Genomic DNA, 19,074 nt, shown 5'->3' on the forward strand with positions numbered 1-19,074 from the left:
TACAGACGCAACAGGTGAGGAAACAGGCAATGCGCGACATGCTGTCGGAACTCGAGGCGCGGCGCGAGAAGGCCCGCGAAGGCGGCGGCACGAAGCGGATCGAGGCGCAGCACGCCAAGGGCAAGCTGACCGCCCGCGAGCGGCTGACGGTGTTTCTCGACGAGGGCTCCTTCGAGGAGTTCGACATGTTCGTCCAGCACCGGGCGACCGATTTCGGCATGGACCAGCAGCATTATCCCGGCGACGGCGTCGTTACCGGCTGGGGCACGGTCAACGGCCGCACCGTCTTCGTCTTCGCCAAGGACTTCACCGTGCTGGGCGGCTCCCTGTCCGAGGCCCATGCCGAGAAGGTGCAGAAGGTCCAGGACCTCGCTCTGCGCAACCGCGCCCCGATCATCGGCTTCTACGACGCCGGCGGCGCGCGCATCCAGGAAGGCGTCGCAGCGCTCGGCGGCTATGCCGAGATCTTCCAGCGCAACGTGCTGGCCTCCGGCGTCATCCCGCAGATCTCGGTGATCATGGGCCCCTGCGCGGGCGGCGACGTCTATTCGCCGGCGATGACCGACTTCATCTTCATGGTCCGCGACACTTCCTACATGTTCGTCACCGGTCCCGACGTGGTGAAGACCGTGACCAACGAGACGGTCACCGCCGAGGAACTGGGCGGCGCCTCCATCCATACGGTGAAGTCGTCGATCGCCGACGGTGCCTATGACAACGACGTCGACGCGCTGTTGCAGATGCGCCGGCTGATCGACTTCCTGCCGGCCTCCAATACCTCGCCGGTGCCCGAGGTCGACTACAGCCAGTCGGTGACCGCCGAGGACGTGTCGCTGGACACGCTGATCCCGGACAACGCCAACAAGCCGTACGACATCAAGGAATTGATCCGGAAGACTGTCGACGAGGGTGATTTCTTCGAGATCCAGGCCGCCTTCGCCGGCAACATCGTCACCGGCTTCGGCCGCATCGAGGGCCGCACCGTCGGTATCGTCGCCAACCAGCCGATGGTACTGGCCGGCGTTCTCGATTCCGACGCCTCGCGCAAGGCCGCCCGCTTCGTGCGCTTCTGCGACTGCTTCTCGATCCCCGTGGTCACCTTCGTCGATGTGCCGGGCTTCCTGCCGGGGACCGCGCAGGAATATGGCGGCCTGATCAAGCATGGCGCCAAGCTGCTCTTTGCCTATGCCGAGGCGACCGTGCCGAAGGTCACGGTGATCACCCGCAAGGCCTTCGGCGGCGCCTATGACGTCATGGCGTCCAAGCATCTGCGCGGCGACATCAACTATGCCTGGCCGACGGCGCAGATCGCCGTGATGGGCGCCAAGGGCGCGTCCGAGATCATCCACCGCAAGGACGCCAAGGACCCGGAGAAGCTGGCGGCGCACACCAAGGCCTACGAGGAGCGCTTCCTGTCGCCCTTCGTCGCCGCCGAGCGAGGCTATGTGGACGAGGTGATCATGCCGCATTCGACCCGCCGCCGGGTCTCGCGGGCGCTGGCGATGCTGCGCAACAAGGATCTCGAGAACCCCTGGAAGAAGCACGACAACATCCCGCTGTAAGGGGAGCTGGGGCAGGGCGGCGACGAGCGCCCGGCCTGCCCGGAATGCGGGCGATCAGTGCTGGGCCCATTCGGCGATGGCGGCGCCCATCGCCGGGTGCATAAGGTAGCCGTAGAGATCGTGCGGGTTGGAGACGAGGGCCCCGGTCGTCGCATCCGCATAGTGCCAGCAATTGTAGATCTTGCGGTCGCTGATCTGCCCGACGAAGCCGGCGCGCATCATGGCGCCGAAGGTGGACCGCATCCGCTCGACATGGGCGATGTAGTCGTCCTCGGCGTGGATGTTGCGCCATTGCCGGATCTGCCGCGGGAACTCCTCGTTCGCCCGTGCCCAGCCGCCGAGCAGATTGCGCCGCACGCCCGGTTCGCCCAGCGGGCAGCCGCAGGTAATCCAGCGCGCGACATGGCCGCCACGTGCCCGCAGCGGCTCGTATTCGCTCATGTAGGACAGCTTCCACAACACGTCCCAGGCGACGATGCAGCCCATGCTGTGGGTCAGGAGGCAGATATCGTCGCGCGCCTCCATTGCTGGGAGAAGCACCGACTGCAGTCGGCTTCGGATCGCCGAGGAGACGATCTGCGAGGTGAGATAGGCCGAGAAATCCGGCAGGGCGCCGGAGATCAGCCGGTCGTTCAGAAAGCCGAAGGTGAAGAGCTGGCCGAACAGGCTGGCGATGTCTGCCGCCTCGTCGAGCAGCCGCCAGTCCTCCGCCTCGGCCAGGACGGCGCGATAGGTCGCCCGGTTGAAGCGGCGCAGCGCCGAGGTGAGGGCGTAGCCCACCTCGATCAGGTCGAAGGGCAGGGCCGGCCGGAACGCATAGCGCGGATCGTTGGTCGCGGTGAGGATGGCGCGCTTGGCAGGATCGGCCGCGGCGATCTCGTTGTTGATGTCGCCGTAATAGATGAAGGACAGCTTGAGGTCGCCGGCCTCGAGATCGGACAGCGCGATCCCGGCGTCTGCCCGTCGCAACCCCTCGCGAAGGGCCGTTCCGACCATCTCCGCCATCAGGCTGCCGGCTGGTTTCACCGAGCGCCCGTGGACCAGAATCAGATGCTTCGCCATGTCCGGGCTCCGCATGCATCTGCCGCACGGTCACGGTACTCTGGGTTGTGCGCGCACACAACCGCCGCCTGAACGACGAAAAGCGCCGCCCCGTTGCCGGAGCGGCGCTCGATTCGTCCCTGGCAGGCGAAGGCCTGCCGGAGCTTACTTGATCTTGGCTTCGCGGAACTCGACGTGCTTGCGCGCGACCGGGTCGTACTTGGTCTTGACCATCTTCTCCGTCATCGTGCGGCTGTTCTTGCGCGCAACGTAGAAGAAGCCGGTGTCGGCGGTCGAGAGGAGCTTGATCTTGATCGTGGTTGCCTTGGCCATGGCCCTATCCGTTCGCTGATGCGTGCCGCGTCTCGAACCGACCGGCCCTGTGCCGATGCCGTTCGTCCAGATGACGGCGGAAACCCAAATTGTTCGATTCGCGAAAAGCCGCTGCAGCGGTAGCACGCGACGATGCGCCGGCGCAGGGCGTCGGCGAATTCGAGCCGGACCATAGCCATGACGGCAGCCAAGTCAAGACCGGTCGCGGGCCCAGACCATGCGGGCGACGGTGAGAACCAGATAAAGCCCGAAGAACAGCGCCAAGGCCCAGGCAAATCCGTTGTAGCCGAAGAGATCCATGGAAGACCCGATGGTCTGCGGACCGACCAGCATGCCGGCCGAATAGCAGAACACGAAGGCGGCGTTGGCGGCGGCGAGATCGGCGCCGCCGAGTCGCGAGCCGAGATGGGCAAGGCCGACCGTGTAGAGGCCGGCCACCACCCCGCCCCACAGGAACAGGAGGCTCGCCATCAGCCACCAGTCGGTGCCCAGAAGCGGCAGGCACAGCGTACCGGCCAGTCCGACCGCTGCGAACAGGGTCAGCAGCGAGCGCCGGTCGCGCACCCGGTCGGAAATCAGCCCGATCGGGATCTGCATCAGGACGTTGCCGAGGCCGATGGCGATGAGCAATTGCGCGGCCGCGGCCTCGGTATAGCCGAGGCGCTCGCCATAGATCGGGAAGAGGGCGAATCCCCCGGCTTCGACCGCCCCGAAGATCAGCACCGCACCGGTGGCCGTGGGAACCGACACGATATGGCGCCAGAATGCCCCGTGACGCCGCTCGCCCAGCGCCGGCTGGCGGTCCCAGGCGAACAGCAGCGGGATCGCCGAGGCGAAGATGACGCCCGAGCCGATCGCGAACGGCAGGAAGCCCTGCGAACCCACCACCGAGAAGATGTAGGGGCCGAGGGCGAAGCCGAGCGACAGGACGGTCGCATAGATGCCGAGGATGAAGCCGCGGCGGCTCGGCGGCGCGGCGGCGTTGATCCAGAACTCCGACAGGACGAACAGCGCGGTGATGGCGAAGTGGAAGACCAGTCGCAGCGGGAACCACGTCCAGAAGGCGGTGAAATAGTAGAAGCCGAGGGCAGAGACGCCGGAGAGGACGATCGCGATCAGCATCGACAGCCGCACGCCGAGGACACGCGCAATGGGTGTCACGAGCGGCGCGGCCAGCAGCGAGGCGACGCCCGCGACAGCCGTGTTGGCGCCGATCATCGCGGTGGAGATGCCGCGGCTTTCGAGAATGACGCTGAGCAGCGGCAGGCCTAGACCGAGTGCGATGCCGACGGCGCTGATCGAGGCAATGGCGGCGCCGGCGGCAACCCAGTCGACCCGTTCGATCTCGGCTTCCGCTTCGGCCACGATGTTGTCGGCGGTTTGCCTGTCCATCGGTCACCGCCCCCGTTGCGTCAGAGCGATTCGCGCACGAACTGGCCGCGAATGGCCCGGTAGAACGGCATTGGCCGCGCCGGGTCGCGCCAGGTCCCGTCGGCGATGCGCGCCTTCAGATCGCCGACGATGCGCAGGGTGATCGGCGCCAGCGACAGCTCCTGGAGCGCGTTCAGATCCACCCAGGCAAGCTCTTCCAGCTCGTCCGTCGGCAATTCGTCGAGGGCAAGCTGATGGCCGATCGCATCGGCGGCAACGCAGAAGAAGCGGGTGTCGTAGCGCCGCGGGGGACCGGGCGGCGTGATCGCCCGTGCGATAGGCACCAGCATCTCCGGGGCGGGGCGAATGCCGCGTGCGCCGAAGACGCTCCAGTGTTCGCCCTTGCCGGCGAAGCTGCCCGGCGCTCCGATCATGGCGCCGGCCTCCTCGAAGGTTTCGCGGATCGCGGCGAGAGCCGTCGCGGTCGCCCGCCGGCGGTCGTAGCGGGCCGGGGGGCCCGCACAGAGCCGGTCGAAGGCGGGTTCGGAGAGGGCGAAGTCGCGGGCCAGTGCCAGATCGGACGGATCGACCCGGCCGCCGGGAAAGACGTAGCGTCCCGGCATGAAGATATGCTTGGTGGAGCGCCGTCCCATCAATACGCGGGCCGTGCCGTCGCTGTCGTCGACGATGAGCAGCGTTCCGGCGTCGCGGATCGCCTTAGCCGCCGGCAGTCCGCTCGGCCGGGCGAGCCGCGCCCGTTCGGCGTTCAGTGTGGCGAGCGGATCACCGGCCTCGCTCACCCGACGCGATCCGCCTCGTCCTCGGTGCCGAAGCCGCCGAGGCGCAGCGACCATTGCAGGCCGATGGTGGCGCCCTTCAGGGGCTGCAGGAGCGCCAGCGAAAGCACCAGCGTGACCGGAACCCACATGGCCAGATGCGTCCACATCGACAGGTCGTAGGAGGCCTCGACGCCCATGAAGAGGGCGACCACAATATGCCCGACGATGAAGATCGTCAGATAGGGCGGCAAATCGTCGGCGCGGTGATGGTGGATCTCCTGGCCGCATACGGTGCAGTCGTCGACGCTCCGCAGATAGCTGCGGAACAGCTTGCCTTCACCGCAATTGGGGCAGTGACAGCGGAAACCGTTGACGAGCGCCGGCCAGAGCGGGCGATCGCCTTCGGCGCTGTTGGCCCGGGCCTCGGCGTCTGCGTGCATGGTCACACTGTTCATCGTTTCTTCCTGACCTTCCCGGCGACGTTCTTCTCGCGGCGGCCGAAGCGCTGCTTGCGTCCGGTCTTGTGGAACGAGCCCGCCTCGCGCGGCAGCTTGCGCGGCTCACTGAGCATCTCGAACTGCATCGAGCCGGCCAGCGGAATGGCCTCCTTCAGACGAATCTCGACGGTGTCGCCGAGGCGGTAGCCGTTGCCGCTGCGGTCGCCAACCAGCGAACGTCCGACCTCGTCATAATGGAAGAACTCGTTCCCCAGTGTCGATATGGGAACGAAACCATCGGCGCCAAAGGCCGGAAGCGCGACGAAAAGACCCGCTTTTGTCACGCCGGCTATGCGTCCCTCGAAATCGTCGCCGATCCGGTCTGCCAGATGATGGGCGATCAGCCGGTCGACCGTGTCGCGCTCGGCCGCCATGGCCCGGCGTTCGGCGCGCGAGATCTCCTCGGCGGTCGCCTGGAGATTTTCCTCGTCCTCGCGGCTGAGCCCGCCTTCGCCGAGATCGAAGGCGGTGACCAGCGCCCGGTGCACGATGAGATCGGCATAGCGGCGGATCGGCGAGGTGAAATGCGCGTAGCGGTCGAGGTTCAGGCCGAAATGGCCAATATTGTCCGGCGAGTAGACCGCCTGCGACTGCGAGCGCAGCACGACCTCGTTGACGAGGCTCTCGTGCTCGCTGGCCTTCACCTGGCTGAGGATGCCGTTGAAGTGCGAGGGGCGCAGAGTGCCGCTCTTGGCTAGCGAGATTTCCAGCGTGCGCAGGAACTCGCGCAGGGATTCCAGCTTGGCCAGGGACGGGGCGTCATGGGCGCGGTAGATTAGCGCCTGCCGCTTGGATTCGAGGCTCTCGGCCGCCGCGACATTGGCGAGGATCATGAACTCCTCGATCAGTCGGTGGGCGTCGAGGCGGGCCGGCACGACGACTTTCTCCACCCGGCCGTCGGGGCCGAGCTTGAGCTTGCGCTCGGGCAGGTCGAGGTCCAGCGGCTGGCGGCGTTCGCGCGCCGAACGGGCCAGCGCGTAGGCCGCCCAGAGCGGCTTGAGCATCGTTTCGGTGACATGTGCGTCGACGTCGCCGGTCGCTCCGTCGATGGCCGCCTGCGCAGCCTCGTAGGCGATCTTCGCGTGGCTGCGCATCATCACGCGATGGAAGCTGTGACGGCGCTTCTCGCCATTGGCGCCGAGCACCATCCGCACGGCGAGCGCCGGCCGGTCGACATTCTCGCGCAGCGAGCAGAGGTCGTTGGAAATGCGCTCGGGCAGCATCGGCACGACCCGGTCGGGGAAGTAGACCGAGTTGCCGCGCAGCCGGGCCTCGGAATCGAGCTTGGTGCCGGGGCGGACGTAATAGGAGACGTCGGCGATGGCGACGGTCACCACCATGCCGCCGGGATTGGCCGGGTCGTCGTCGGGCGCCGCATGGACCGCGTCGTCGTGATCCTTGGCGTCGGCCGGGTCGATGGTGACCAGCGGCAGGGACCGCCAGTCCTCGCGATGCGCCATGCTCGCCGGGCCGGCGGCCTCGGCCTCGCTCAGCACCACCTTCGGGAAGACATGCGGAATGGAGTGGGCATGCAGCGCGATGGTCGAGATCGCGCGCTCCGATTCCATCGAACCGACGACATCGGTCACCGTGGCGAAGGGCAGGCCGAGACGCGCGCGCGGCCCCGGCTCGACGGCCACGAGGTCGCCGTTACGGGCGCCGTTCTCGTCGCCGGGCTTGACGGCGTATTCCGGCTGCTTGCGCTCGACCGGTTCGACCCGGCCGCCGCCGCCGGGCTTGGCGCGGAACACGCCCAGGGCCGTCGTCTTGCGCTGTTCCAGAACGCGGATGATCCGGGCGATCCGGGTGCCGCCCTCGTCCTCCTCGATGCTGGCGAGGATACGTTCGCCCAGGCCCGCCGCCGGGCTCTTGGCGCGATCCTGCCGCACGGCCAGACGCGGGCGCTCGCCATCGACGGCCTCGTCCCAGCTCACCGGTTCGGCGAGCAGGCCGCCGTCGTCGTCGCGGCTGCGGATTTCCAGAACCGCCACCGGCGGCAGGACGCCCGGCGTCGAGAAGCGCTTGCGGCTCCCCGCCAGAAGCCCCTCGGCCTGCAGATCGGCGAGGAGATCCTTGAGCGCGACGCGACCGTCGCCCTTGACCGCAAAGGCCTTGGCGATGTCGCGCTTGGAGGCGCGGCCGGGATTGTCCGCGATGAAGCGGAGCACCGCCTCGCGCGTGAGCTCGGGCGGTGCGTCGTTCCGGGACCGGCCTTTCGCCAAGGTCTACTCCTGATCCCAGGGCACCGAACCGTCGGCGGCCTGCGGTTCGGTGGTTGTCTTCGCCGCCGGCTTCCTGGCCGCGGCAGCCTTCTTCGCGGGCGCCTTCTTGGCCGCCGGCTTCTTTACCGCTGCCTCGCCATCGGCATCGGCCTTCGCCGCCGTCTTCTTGGTCGCGGCCTTCTTGGCGGGCGCCTTCTTCGTGGCAGCCTTCTTGGCCGCCGGCTTCTTGGCAGGTGCCTTCTTGGCGTTCGGCGTCTTGCCGGTCTTCTCGACGCGCTCGTTGATCAGCTGGATTGCCTCTTCCAGCGTGACGCTGGCGGGATCCTTGGCCTTGGGCAGCGTCGCATTGACCTTGCCGACATTCACATAGGGGCCGAAGCGGCCATCCCGAACGGTGATCTGGCCGCCATATTCGGGATGCTCGCCGAGGGTCGCCAGCGCCGCGGGGGTGCCGCGCCCGCGACCGCCCTTTTCCTTCTTCTCCGCGATGACGGTGACGGCCCGGTTGAGGCCGACCTCGAACACGTCCTCGATGGTCTCGAGATTGGCATACATGCCGTCATGGTTGAGGAACGGCCCGTAGCGTCCGAGACCGGCCAGGATCGGCTTGCCGCTTTCGGGATGCAGGCCGACCTCGCGGGGCAGCGACAGGAGCCGCAGCGCCTTGTCGAGATCCATCTCGCTGGCCTGCCAGCCCTTGGGCAGGGACGAGCGCTTGGCTTCCTTGCCTTCGCCGCGCTGGACATAGGGGCCGAAACGACCCGTGCGCAGGGTCACCGGCTCGCCGGTCTCCGGATCGACGCCGAGATCCGAGGGACCCTCGTCGGCAGCCGCGCCGTCGCCCGACATGTTGGTGCCGAGCTGGCGGGTATAGCCGCAATCGGGATAGTTCGAGCAGCCGACGAAGGCGCCGAACTTGCCGAGCTTCAGCGACAGCTGGCCGTTGCCGCAGCGCGGGCAGGCGCGCGGCTCGGTGCCGTCTTCCTTGGGCGGGAAGACCAGCGGTCCCAGTTCGACGTTCAGCGCGTCGAGAACATTGGTGACCCGCAGTTCCTTGGTGCCGTCGACCTGCGCGGAGAAGTTCTGCCAGAATTCGCGCAGCACGTCCTTCCAGGCGAGCTGGCCGGCCGAGATCAGGTCGAGCTTCTCTTCCAGCGCCGCGGTGAAGTCGTACTCGACGTAGCGCTCGAAGAAATTGTGCAGGAACGCGGTGACGAGACGGCCCTTGGCGTCGGGCAGGAGCTTGCGGGCCTCCTGCACCACGTAGCCGCGGTCCTCCAGCGTCTGCAGCGTCGAGGCATAGGTCGAGGGCCGGCCGATGCCGAGCTCTTCCATCTTCTTGATCAGCGACGCCTCGGAATAGCGCGGCGGCGGCTCGGTGAAGTGCTGCGAGGCCTCGATGGCACGCTTGGCCAGATCCTCGTCGGCGAGGATTTCCGGCAGCCGGGCGCGGTCGTCGTCCTCGTCGCCGGGATCGCTCGCCTTGCTGTCGTCGCGGTGCTCGACATAGGCGCCGATGAAGCCGTCGAACTTGATGACCTGGCCGGTGGCGCGCAGGGTCGCGGTCTCGCTGCCATTGGTGGCGACGATCTCGGCCGTGGTGCGCTCGATCTCGGCGGAGGCCATCTGACTGGCGATGCAGCGCTTCCAGATCAGGTCGTAGAGCCGCGCCTGGTCGCGGTCGAGATAGCGCTCGACATCCTTGGGCGCTCGGCCGAACTCGGTCGGACGGATGGCCTCGTGGGCCTCCTGCGCGTTCTTGGCCTTGCTCGAATAATAGCGCGGCTTTTCCGGGACATAGCGCTCGCCGAAAGCGGCGCCGATCGACTTGCGCGCGTCGGCGATCGCCTCGGGCGCCATCTGCACGCCGTCGGTCCGCATATAGGTGATCAGGCCGACGGTCTCGCCGCCCACATCGACGCCTTCATAGAGCCGCTGCGCGACCTGCATGGTGCGCGAGGCCGAGAAGCCGAGCTTGGCGGAGGCCGCCTGCTGCAGCGTCGAGGTAGTGAAGGGAGGGCCCGGATTGCGCTTGGTCGGCTTGGCTTGGACGCTGTCGACCCGGTAGGTCGCCCCGTCCAGCATGGCGCGGATCGTCTCGGCCTTGTCGCCGTCGCCGATCGACATCTTCTGCAGCTTGTCGCCGCCGAAGCCGGTGAGGCGGGCGCGGAAATCGTCGCCGCGCGGCGTCGCCAGCATCGCGGCAATCTGCCAGTACTCTTCCTTCTTGAAGCGCTCGATCTCGGCTTCGCGGTCGCAGACGAGGCGCAGCGCCACCGACTGGACGCGGCCCGCCGAGCGGGCGCCGGGCAGCTTGCGCCACAGCACCGGCGACAGGGTGAAGCCGACGAGATAGTCCAAGGCGCGGCGGGCGAGATAGGCGTCCACCAGCGGCTCGTCGATGGCGCGCGGATTGGCCATCGCGTCGAGCACGGCCTTCTTGGTGATGGCGTTGAACACCACCCGGCTGACCGGCTTGGTGCCGATCACCTTCTTCTGCCGCAACACTTCCAGGACGTGCCAGGAGATCGCTTCGCCTTCGCGATCCGGATCGGTGGCGAGCACGAGGCCGTCGGCTTTCTTGACCGCCTGGGCGATCTCGCTGATTCGCTTCACGGACGGCTTGCCGACCTCCCAGCTCATCGCGAAGTCCTCGTCCGGGCGCACCGAGCCGTCCTTGGCCGGCAGGTCGCGGACGTGACCATAGGAGGCGATCACCTGGTAGTTGCCGCCGAGATACTTGTTGATCGTCTTCGCTTTGGCGGGCGATTCAACGATGACGACATCCATGACAAGGCAGTCCTGAGAGAAGAGAGATGCGACCCGGTAAGGTCGCCTGTGCGGCGGAGAATTCAGCGACGAGCAGCGCGTCGACCGCACCGTCACATGGACAGTCCGGCGCGACCGGTCAACCCCGACTGGATCGTGACCCAGCAAAGGTTGCAACTAATAAGCGAAAATCTCTATAATCCCAACTTGCAACGGAGCGGTGGGCTTCAGGATCAGGGGCCAGTTCAAGCCGCGTTCGGGAGCGTGCCGAACATGACAGCACATCCGGAAGACCGGGAAGCGAGCTTGCGGTATGTCCGCGACATGCTGCTGCAACTTAAGGTTGTGTCCGGCGCGCCGCATAACTCGTTGCTGGGTTATTTCCTGGAGATGGCGCGTCTCGAGGCCGAGCACCAGCTCACGTCCGGTGCCCGGCGCTCAGAGAAGTAGCGAGACCAGTCCGCCCGGATGTCGCTCGAGGCGTCCCGCCAGATCCAGTTCGAGCAGCACGAGTTGCACGGCACCCGGCCGCGCACCGGTGTGGAGGATGATGTCGTCGACATCGATCGGCGTCGGCCCGAGCGTCTCGATGATGCGCTCACGTTCGCCTTCGGCCGGCTCGTCGGTTTCCTGGCCGGACGGCGGTTCCTCGATGACGGGCGGCATCCAGCCCATGCGGTCGTCCAGCGGCCGCAGCGCTGCGATCACGTCGTTCGCCTCGGTCGCCAGGATCGCGCCATTCTTCAGAAGCTGATTGGCGCCGGCGGCCCGCGGATCGAGCGGCGATCCGGGCACGGCGAAGACGATCCGCCCGATCTCGGCGGCAATCCGCGCGCTGATCAGCGAGCCTGACCGCAGCGCCGCCTCGGTCACGACGAGACCAAGCGCCAAGCCGGCGACGAGGCGGTTGCGCCGGGGAAAATCGCGCGAGCGCGGCTCCCATCCGAACGGCCGCTCGGACAGAAGGCACCCGCCTTCGTCGACGATCCGGCGCATCAGCGGCCGGTTCTCGTCGGGATAGGGCCGGTCGAGGCCGCCGGCAAAGACACCGATCGTCCCGGTGTTCAGCGCCGCCTCATGCGCGGCGGCGTCGATGCCGCGCGCAAGGCCGGAAACGATGACGTAGCCGGCCCGGCCGATCTCGTCGGCAAACTGGCGGGTGAGCTTGATCCCGGAGAGCGAGGCGTTGCGGGCCCCGACCATGGCGACGGCAGGCTGGTGGAGAACCGTTTCGGTGCCCATCACCGCCAGCACCGGCGGTGCGCTTTCGGTGGCCTTGAGGAGCGGCGGGTAGTCGGGTTCGCCGAGACAGATGAAGCGGGCGCCCATGCGGCTGGCCCGGTTCATTTCGTCCTCGGCCGCGGCAAGGCTCTCGACGCGGACGCTGCGGCCGCCCCGCGCTGCGAGCTCCGGCAGCGCCGCGAGTGCCGCCTCGGCGCCGCCATAGCGGTTGATCAGCGACCGGAAGGTGGCGGGGCCGACATTCTCGCTGCGGATCAGCCGGAGCCAGGCGAGCCGCGTCTCGTCGGGAAGTCTGACGCCGTGGGAAGGGGCGTCAGAGGGGCTCACCCCTTGGCTCCGATCTTGCCCTCCGTGCCGGCCAGCAGCCGGCGGATATTGGCGTGATGGCGGATATAGACGATGGCGGTCAGGATGGCGGTGAGGGCGGCGGCGTCCATGTAGCCGAGCGCGACATAGACCACCGGCACGACCAGCGTGGCAGCAAGCGCCGCCAGCGAGGAATAGCGGAAGAGGAAGGCGACCGAGAGCCACACCACCGCGAAGACCAGGACGCCGATCGGCGCGATGCCGAGAAGAATGCCGAGATAGGTGGCGACGCCCTTGCCGCCCTTGAATCCGACCCAGACCGGGAAGAGGTGGCCGAGAAACGCCGCGAGACCCGCAAGGATCGCCGCTTCGCCGCCCCAGCGCGAGGCGATCAGGACCGGCACCGTGCCCTTGAGGACGTCACCGGCCAGCGTCAGCGCCGCCATCGGCTTGTTGCCGGTCCGCAGCGCGTTGGTCGCGCCGATATTGCCAGAGCCGATCTTGCGGATGTCGCCGAGGCCGAAGAGCCGCGCGAAGATCAGCCCGAAGGGAATCGAGCCGACGAGATAACCGCCAGCAACGCAGGCCAGCCAGATCGGCCAGAGGCTTGAGTCCCAATCCACCATTCAGCCCCCGCTCCGGTCCGATTCCGAGAAGACTGTGCGGCCCGCGACGAAGGTCCGCAAGACCTGGCCCTGGAAGCGGGCGTTCTCGAAGGCGGTGTTCTTGGAGCGCGAGCGGATGCGATCCTCGCTGAACAGGAACGGCGCCTCCAGATCGACCAGCGCCATGTCGGCGACGGATCCCGGCGCCAGCGTGCCGCGATCGAGGCCGAGGAGCTTCGCCGGCGCGGCAGTCACCGCCTCGACGATGCGGGACAACGGCACGGCGCCGGAATGATGCAGGCGCAGCGCCGCCGGCAGCAGCGTCTCCAGGCCGATCGCGCCGCTCTCGGCCTCGGCGAAGGGCCGGCGCTTGCCGTCGGCGTCCTGCGGATCGTGGGATGAGACGATGATGTCGATGGTGCCGTCGGCCAGTGCCTCGACCATGGCGGCGCGATCCTCCTCGCGGCGCAGCGGCGGCGACAGGCGGAAGAAGGTGCGGTATTCGCCGATGTCGTTTTCGTTCAGCGACAGATGGTTGATCGACACGCCGGCCGTCGCCGCGATGCCGCGCCGTTTGGCCCGCCGCATGACATCGGCCGATTCGCCCAGCGAGAGCTTGGCGGCGTGGTAGCGGCAGCCGGTGAGGGCGGCGAGCCGCAGGTCGCGCTCCAGCGGAATGATCTCGGCCTCGGCCGGCGCGCCGGGCAGGCCGAGCCAGGAGGCCAGCAACCCCTCGTTCATGACGCCGTTGCCGGTCAGCGCCGCATCCTGCGTTTCGTGCATGACCAGGGCATCGAAATCGCGCGCATAGGTCATGATCCGGCGCAGCAGCACCGGGTCGGCGATGGTGTGGCGGCCGTCGGTGAAAGCGCGCACGCCGGCCCCGGTAAGCAGGCCGATCTCGCTCATCTCCTTGCCCTTCAGGCCGCGGGTGAGCGCCGCTGCGGGGAAGACATTGACGACCGCGGTATCGCGGGCCGTCCGCATCACGAATTCGGCGATTGCCACCTCGTCGACGACCGGATTGGTGTCGGGCATGGTGAGGATCGAGGTGACCCCACCGGCGGCCGCCGCGGCCGAGGCCGAAGCGATCGTCTCGCGGTGCTCGCCGCCTGGTTCGCCGATGAACACCCGCGCGTCGACGAGGCCGGGCACCAGCAAGAGGCCGCGGCCGTCGATGATCTCGGCGCCGTCGGGTACGCCCTGGTTGAGCGCGTCGGCGCCTGCGGCGACGATATGGCCGTCGATGACGACGACCGTGCCGACCGCGTCCAGCGACCGTGCCGGGTCGATGATCCGCACATGCTCGATGACGGTCGGGGCTGCAACGCTCATGCCGAGGCCTCCGGTCCGCCGATGAGGGCCGACATCACCGCCATGCGCACGGCAACGCCCATCTCCACCTGTTCCTCGATGACGCTCTGCGGCCCGTCGGCGATCTCCGAGGCGATCTCGACGCCGCGGTTCATCGGCCCGGGATGCATGACCAGCGCGTCGGGCCGGGCATGGCGCAGCTTGGCGGCATCGAGGCCAAAATAGCGGAAATACTCGCGCACCGATGGCACGAAGGAGCCCTCCATGCGCTCGCGCTGGAGGCGCAGCATCATCACCACGTCCGCGTCCTTCAGCCCGTCTTCCATGCGCCGGTAGACCTCGACCCCCATCGATTCGATGCCGCTCGGCAGCAGTGTTGCCGGGGCGACGACGCGGACCCGGGCGCCCAGCGCATTGAGGAGCAGGATGTTGGAGCGCGCGACGCGGCTGTGCAGCACGTCGCCGCAGATCGCCACCGTGAGCCGGGCGATGCGGCCCTTGTGGCGGCGGATGGTGAGCGCGTCGAGCAGCGCCTGGGTTGGGTGCTCATGTTGGCCGTCGCCGGCGTTGACCACGGAGCAGGCGACCTTCTGGGCCAGCAGCGCCACGGCGCCGGCCGAATGGTGCCGCACGATCAGGATGTCGGGCTGCATGGCGTTCAGCGTCATTGCCGTGTCGATCAGAGTCTCGCCCTTCTTCACCGACGAATTGGCGACCGCCATGTTCATGACGTCGGCGCCCAGCCGCTTGCCGGCCAGTTCGAACGACGCCTGGGTGCGGGTCGAGGCCTCGAAGAACAGGTTGATCTGGGTGCGGCCCTTCAGCGTCGACTTTTTCTTGTCGCGCCGGCGGCTGACCGCCACCTCCGCCTCGGCCAGATCGATCAGCTGTTCGATCTCGTGGGGTTGCAGGCGGGCGATACCCAGAAGGTGTCGCTGGCCGAACGGGGGAAAAGGCAGGGTCGCGCTCATTAAAACGACGCCTATAGGCAATCCGTGGTTTAGCGGCAAGGATCGAGAGCGAGTGAAGCACAGGAGACGCGTGTGGCCGAGACGAATTTCCACACCCACGAGGTGACCAACCAGTCCTCCGACTATGCCGGTTTCAACGCGTTTCGCGGCGATCCGCTGCTGCGTCTCCTGGCCGCCGATTTTTCCGACCCGGTCCTCACGACGCTGGAGCGGCACGGGCGATTCTGCGGCTCCTTCGAGGCCCATGATCTGGCACGGCTTGCCAATATCGAGACGCCGCGCCTGCGTCGCTTCGACGAAAAGGGCCGGCGGCTGGAACTGATCGACTATCATCCCGCCTATCACGCCCTGATGCGGCGCTCCGTCGCCGACGGGCTGCACGCCTCGATCTGGCAGGGGCCGGAGGAGGAGGCCGGGCGCCGCCATGCGGTGCGAGCCGCGCGCTTCTACATGACGGCCGGCGTCGAATGCGGCCATCTGTGCCCGATCACCATGACCAGCGCCTCGGTCGCGGCGCTCGCGGCGGCGCCGAAGCTGCGCGATGCCTGGCTGCCCGTCATCGCAACGCGGCAGTACGATCCCAGCGTCAAGGCGCCGCTGACCAAGGCCGGACTCACCCTCGGCATGGGCATGACCGAGAAGCAGGGCGGTACCGACGTGCGGGCCAACACCACCCGTGCGGTCGACGCCGGCGGCGGGCATTATCGGCTGACCGGGCACAAATGGTTCATGTCGGCGCCGATGTCCGACGGGTTCCTCGTTCTGGCGCAAACGCAGGAGGGGCCGACCTGCTTCCTGATGCCCCGGCGCCGCGACGATGGCTCGCTGAACGGGCTGCATTTCCAGCGGCTGAAGGACAAGCTCGGCAACCGCTCCAACGCCTCCTCCGAGGTCGAGTTCGTCGACGCCGACGCGCGGCGTGTCGGCGATCCCGGCAAGGGCGTGAAGACCATCATCGAGATGGTGACCCTGACCCGCCTCGACTGCGCGCTGGCCTCTGCGGGCCTCATGCGTGGCGCGCTCGCCGAGGCGGTGCATCACGCCCGCGAGCGCCGGGTGTTCGGCAAGACGCTGATCGAGCAGCCGCAGATGGTGCGCGTCCTGGCCGACATGGCATTGGATGTCGCGGCCGCGACGGTGCTGTCCTTCCGGCTCGTCGAAGCCTTCGACCGGCGAACGGGGGAGGCGGCATCCGAGGCCGACGCGGCCTGGGCGCGGGTGATGACCCCGGTCACCAAATACTGGGTCTGCAAGATGGCCCCGGGGCTGACATACGAGGCGATGGAGTGTCTCGGCGGCAATGGCTATGTCGAGGACGGCAGGCTCGCCCGCGCCTATCGCGAAGCCCCGGTCAACGCGATCTGGGAGGGCTCCGGCAACGTGATGGCGCTCGACCTCGCCCGCATCCTGCAGCGCGACACTCAGGCTTTCGAAACGGTGATCGCGACCATCGAGGCGGACATGGCCGAGACCGCCGGCGGCACGCCCGGTGTCCTGCGCGCCGCGATGTCGATGGCGCTGGCCGACGAGGGGGCTTGCCGCTTGCTCGCCGAGCAGCTGGCCCTGGCGGGCGCCAGCGCCTCCATGCGCCGGCTGGGGTTGGGCCAGACCGCCGACGCCTTCACCGAGACGCGGCTCGGCGGTGTCTTCCGCCATACCTACGGCATGCTCGACCTGCGCCATGATTCGCGGGCGATCGTCGAGGATCTCTACCCGCCGATCCGCTGAGCCCGGCACCGGATTCTGGCAACCGAAAGCTAAGCTGCAGCGTTTGCACTGAAGGAGGCAAAGGAAGGGGACGCGTTAAGGTTAACAACCGGTTTCGATTGCGGCGAAGGCCTCTCACCGACAGGGTCGCCGTTAACGGATCGGTAACCGTGACGAGGAGGTTCCATGCGCAGAATGGCGACGACTTTGGCGCTCAGTGCCTGGATTGGGTTCGCGGCTGTCAGCAGTCTGCGGCTCATGGCGCATTCGGGCTGGCTCGATCCGCTGACCGCTGGCACCGCGGCCGCGCCGCTCCTGCAGGATCTCGCGATCGCCGCCGACCTCTATCTGCCGGCCCAGGCGACCCTCGTCTTCGCGGGCCTTTTCGTGGCGCTGGCCACGGGCCTCGGCATGGCGATCGTCGGGCTTTCCTCGCCATCGGTTCTGGCCGTCCGCCGGGCCGAGCCGCTGGCCGCGGCCGTGCTGGTCGCGCTCTTCGCCTTCTATGCGGCTGCAAGCATCGCCGGATCGCCGCTCGCCACCCTGTTCGGGGAGGGCCCAAGCTTCCTCGTCGCGCTGGCGCTGACCTTCGGCGCGCTGCTGTTCGACCGGCTGGTCGAGGTCGACGACGCGGCCGACGACGCGGCCTTCGAATCGGTGCTCCGGTCGATCCACGCCGCCGAGCGCGAGGCGCTGATGCGCCGCCATCGCTCGCCGTTCAGCGACAAGGGCGAGTCCCGCTGATGCGCACCTTCCTGGTGCTCTGGATCGGACCCCTGGTCTTTTTCTGGGGTTGGTACTTTCTCTCGCTGAACGATCTCGGCGGACCGCTCTTCTCCCGCGAAACCCACGACCGGGTCTTCATGGTCTACGGGGCGATCCTCGGTATCGAGCCGGCGACGATCCCGCCGCTGGTGGCCCGTGCGCTCGCGATCGACAGCCTGATCCTCGGCGCGATCCTCGCTTTCCGCCGCCGCAAGAAGATCCGGGCGTGGTGGCAGGCCCGGCGCGCTGCGCGGCTCGCTCTGGCGAACGGCTTTGCCTATGAGCGCAGCGACGAAAGCCGGTCGAGCGCCCCCTGAAGAATGAAGGAGGCGGCGGCCGAATCGATCCGTTCGGCCCGCTTCTTGCGAGACACATCGGCTTCGAGCAGGCCACGTTCGGCGGCCACCGTGGACAGGCGTTCGTCCCACAGCAGCACCGGCCGTTCGTCGAAGCGACTGTAATTGCGCAGGAAAGCCCGCGTCGCCTGCGCCCTCGGCCCCTCCGATCCGTCCATGTTCAGCGGCAGGCCGATGACGATGCCGACGATGCTGTCCTCGTTCAGCGCCGCCACCAGCGCATTCGCATCCGCGGTGAACTTGGTTCGCCGCAGCACCTTGCGCGGCGTGGCGAAGCGCTGGCCGCGGTCCGACACGGCGAGGCCGATGGTCTTGGTGCCGAGGTCGAGACCGGCGATGGTCGTGCCGCTCGGGACGGCGTCGGCGAATTCTTCCAGCGACACGATGGCCATCGCGTTCTCCTTGACCGGGGGACGGGCCGGTGCAGTTAGCACGCCGAGTGCCGGACACCACCCACAGAACAGAGGTCCGGCCGGCGATCGGACCGCAAGGAGCCCCCATGAAGATCACCTATTTCGGCCATTCCGCATTCCGGATCGACACCGGCTCGTCGGTCATCCTGATCGACCCGTTCCTGTCCGGTAACCCGCATTTCGAGGGCGATATCGACAGCGCCGTGGCGGGCGTCACCCATATCGTCCTGAGCCACGGCCACTTCGACCATGTCGGCGATACCGTCGACATCGCCAGGAAGCATGGCTGCAAGGTCGTCGGTACCTTCGAACTGGTCAGCTGGCTCGGCAAGAAGGGGATCGAGGCGATCGAGCCGCTGAACACCGGCGGCACCGCGAGCTTCGGCGACTTCACCGTCACCCTGACCCAGGCGTTTCATTCCTCGGGCCATGTCGAGGAAGACGGCTCGGTGACCTATCTCGGCATGCCGAACGGACTGGTCTTCCACTTCGCCGACGGCCCGACGGTCTATCACATGGGCGACACCGACATTTTCGCTGACATGGCGCTGATCGAGGAACTGCACGCCCCGAAGGTCGCGATGGTGCCGGTGGGCGATCGGCTGACCATGGGCGCGGCGGTCGCGGCGCTCGCCTGCCGGCGCTACTTCAACTTCGACAAGATCATCCCGATCCACTGGGGCACCCTTCCGATCCTCGACCAGACCCCGGACAAGTTCACCGAGGCGATGGAAGGCGACGCCGGCAAGATCCTCAATCCGGCGATCGGCGAAGCCTTCGAGGTCTGACCGCACCCGTTTCAGCTTTCGGATCGGGACCGG

At 67.7% G+C, this 19,074-nt stretch carries 18 protein-coding genes; 6 read left to right on the top strand and 12 right to left on the bottom strand.

Annotated elements, in window-relative coordinates; genetic code table 11:
* Positions 1-29 precede the first annotated feature (29 nt).
* A complete protein-coding gene (locus H9Q09_RS01545; protein ID WP_187389611.1) occupies positions 30-1,562 on the top strand; it encodes an acyl-CoA carboxylase subunit beta in 1,533 nt (510 codons plus the stop codon).
* A gap of 54 nt (positions 1,563-1,616) precedes the next feature.
* On the opposite strand, the gene H9Q09_RS01550 is transcribed toward H9Q09_RS01545, so the two are convergent.
* From H9Q09_RS01550 to topA, 7 genes are all read right to left on the bottom strand, one after another.
* Positions 1,617-2,624 carry a hypothetical protein gene (locus tag H9Q09_RS01550; protein WP_187389612.1) on the bottom strand — a complete coding sequence of 336 codons (1,008 nt, stop codon included), beginning with the start codon at positions 2,622-2,624 and terminating at the stop codon, positions 1,617-1,619.
* A gap of 144 nt (positions 2,625-2,768) precedes the next feature.
* The gene (rpmG, locus tag H9Q09_RS01555; protein ID WP_024351709.1) at positions 2,769-2,936 is read right to left on the bottom strand and encodes a 50S ribosomal protein L33; all 168 of its coding nucleotides are present in this window, start codon (positions 2,934-2,936) and stop codon (positions 2,769-2,771) included.
* Between the two features lie 192 nt (positions 2,937-3,128).
* A complete protein-coding gene (locus tag H9Q09_RS01560; protein WP_187389613.1) occupies positions 3,129-4,328 on the bottom strand; it encodes an MFS transporter in 1,200 nt (399 codons plus the stop codon).
* A gap of 20 nt (positions 4,329-4,348) precedes the next feature.
* A complete protein-coding gene (locus H9Q09_RS01565) occupies positions 4,349-5,107 on the bottom strand; it encodes an NUDIX domain-containing protein (RefSeq protein ID WP_187389614.1) in 759 nt (252 codons plus the stop codon).
* Entirely contained in the window at positions 5,104-5,541 is a 438-nt protein-coding gene (locus H9Q09_RS01570; RefSeq protein WP_187389615.1) for a DUF983 domain-containing protein, read from the bottom strand. The genes H9Q09_RS01565 and H9Q09_RS01570 overlap by 4 nt, the downstream gene beginning before the upstream one ends.
* Positions 5,538-7,805: a ribonuclease R gene (gene rnr, locus H9Q09_RS01575; protein ID WP_187389616.1), complete on the bottom strand. Its 2,268-nt coding sequence runs from the start codon at positions 7,803-7,805 to the stop codon at positions 5,538-5,540. Before rnr ends, H9Q09_RS01570 begins: the two co-directional genes overlap by 4 nt.
* 3 nt (positions 7,806-7,808) lie before the next feature.
* Positions 7,809-10,595: a type I DNA topoisomerase gene (gene topA, locus H9Q09_RS01580; protein WP_187389617.1), complete on the bottom strand. Its 2,787-nt coding sequence runs from the start codon at positions 10,593-10,595 to the stop codon at positions 7,809-7,811.
* A 96-nt stretch (positions 10,596-10,691) separates the two neighbouring features.
* On the opposite strand from topA, the gene H9Q09_RS01585 reads away from it, so the two are divergent.
* On the top strand, positions 10,692-11,024 hold the full coding sequence (locus tag H9Q09_RS01585) for a hypothetical protein (RefSeq protein WP_187389618.1): 333 nt from the start codon (positions 10,692-10,694) through the stop codon (positions 11,022-11,024).
* Here H9Q09_RS01585 and dprA read toward each other — a convergent pair.
* The 4 genes from dprA to H9Q09_RS01605 are packed head-to-tail and all read right to left on the bottom strand — an operon-like array spanning position 11,013 to position 15,012.
* A complete protein-coding gene (gene dprA / locus H9Q09_RS01590) occupies positions 11,013-12,143 on the bottom strand; it encodes a DNA-processing protein DprA (protein ID WP_187389619.1) in 1,131 nt (376 codons plus the stop codon). The genes H9Q09_RS01585 and dprA overlap by 12 nt on opposite strands.
* On the bottom strand, positions 12,140-12,748 hold the full coding sequence (plsY, locus tag H9Q09_RS01595; protein WP_187389620.1) for a glycerol-3-phosphate 1-O-acyltransferase PlsY: 609 nt from the start codon (positions 12,746-12,748) through the stop codon (positions 12,140-12,142). Before plsY ends, dprA begins: the two co-directional genes overlap by 4 nt.
* Positions 12,749-14,062, bottom strand: a complete 1,314-nt coding sequence (locus H9Q09_RS01600; RefSeq protein ID WP_187389621.1) for a dihydroorotase — start codon at positions 14,060-14,062, stop codon at positions 12,749-12,751.
* A complete protein-coding gene (locus tag H9Q09_RS01605) occupies positions 14,059-15,012 on the bottom strand; it encodes an aspartate carbamoyltransferase catalytic subunit (protein WP_187389622.1) in 954 nt (317 codons plus the stop codon). The genes H9Q09_RS01600 and H9Q09_RS01605 overlap by 4 nt, the downstream gene beginning before the upstream one ends.
* 72 nt (positions 15,013-15,084) lie before the next feature.
* Here H9Q09_RS01605 and H9Q09_RS01610 point away from each other — a divergent pair, with 72 nt between their 5' ends.
* From H9Q09_RS01610 to H9Q09_RS01620, 3 genes are all read left to right on the top strand, one after another.
* Positions 15,085-16,740, top strand: coding sequence for an acyl-CoA dehydrogenase family protein (locus H9Q09_RS01610; RefSeq protein ID WP_187389623.1), 1,656 nt, complete (start codon positions 15,085-15,087; stop codon positions 16,738-16,740).
* Between the two features lie 165 nt (positions 16,741-16,905).
* Positions 16,906-17,463, top strand: coding sequence for a hypothetical protein (locus H9Q09_RS01615; protein WP_187389624.1), 558 nt, complete (start codon positions 16,906-16,908; stop codon positions 17,461-17,463).
* Entirely contained in the window at positions 17,463-17,801 is a 339-nt protein-coding gene (locus H9Q09_RS01620; protein WP_024351720.1) for a DUF6105 family protein, read from the top strand. Before H9Q09_RS01615 ends, H9Q09_RS01620 begins: the two co-directional genes overlap by 1 nt.
* Here the strand turns inward: H9Q09_RS01620 and ruvX are convergent.
* Complete coding sequence (ruvX, locus tag H9Q09_RS01625; RefSeq protein ID WP_187389625.1) at positions 17,762-18,232, bottom strand: Holliday junction resolvase RuvX; 471 nt, start codon at positions 18,230-18,232, stop codon at positions 17,762-17,764. The two genes, H9Q09_RS01620 and ruvX, sit on opposite strands and share 40 nt — an antisense overlap.
* Before the next feature lie 107 nt (positions 18,233-18,339).
* On the opposite strand from ruvX, the gene H9Q09_RS01630 reads away from it, so the two are divergent.
* Positions 18,340-19,041: a metal-dependent hydrolase gene (locus H9Q09_RS01630; protein WP_187389626.1), complete on the top strand. Its 702-nt coding sequence runs from the start codon at positions 18,340-18,342 to the stop codon at positions 19,039-19,041.
* The last annotated feature ends 33 nt before the right edge of the window (positions 19,042-19,074 follow it).

Source organism: Aurantimonas sp. DM33-3, assembly GCF_014334315.1.
In the GTDB taxonomy this organism is placed as follows: Bacteria; Pseudomonadota; Alphaproteobacteria; order Rhizobiales; family Rhizobiaceae; genus Aurantimonas; species Aurantimonas coralicida.